Source organism: Vibrio ouci (genome assembly GCF_004551525.1).
GTDB lineage: Bacteria > Pseudomonadota > Gammaproteobacteria > Enterobacterales > Vibrionaceae > Vibrio > Vibrio ouci.
Map to the genome: position 1 here is coordinate 1 of NZ_SATR01000329.1, position 514 is coordinate 514.

Annotated in this window: 1 protein-coding gene; it reads right to left on the reverse strand. The window is 48.1% G+C overall.

The window, feature by feature from the left end; all coding sequences use genetic code 11:
- Positions 1 to 514, reverse strand: a 514-nt coding sequence (locus ELS82_RS25880; RefSeq protein WP_134837850.1) for a hypothetical protein, incomplete at both ends; no start/stop codon positions are given.

Genomic DNA, 514 nt, shown 5'->3' on the forward strand with positions numbered 1-514 from the left:
AAGCCTGCTTCATAGACGTTAGCTTGGGTAATTTGAGCGATCACGGGATCCTTACCGTCGGTAATGGTCAGCTCTACCTGACTGGTTAAGCTGTCACCGTCGTTATCCGTCACGGTCACCACAATGGTGTGCTTCACTTCATCACTTGAAGAGTGATCAACATTACTGTTTGGAATAAATGAGAGCGTGCCGTCTGGTGTGATAACCACTTTACCATCAGTCACTGGGTATTCAGTTTTGCCTTGCTCTAAGGTGTATTCATCACCATCAAAGGTGAATGAGGTCACTTGGCCTTGGTCTGCACCCGCTTCGGTCAACACATCGATAATGTTGCTTTGCGCCGAGCTGTCGGTATCAGGTTCGACAACACTGAGCGTGCCATTAGCCACCACTTGAATATCATCACCCACATTAACCACAAGGTCGCTGTTTGGCGACTTGTCGTTATCACTGTCTAGCGCATAAACAGGAAGATGCACTTCGAGGTTGTCTTGACCCTGTACGCTATGGTCAA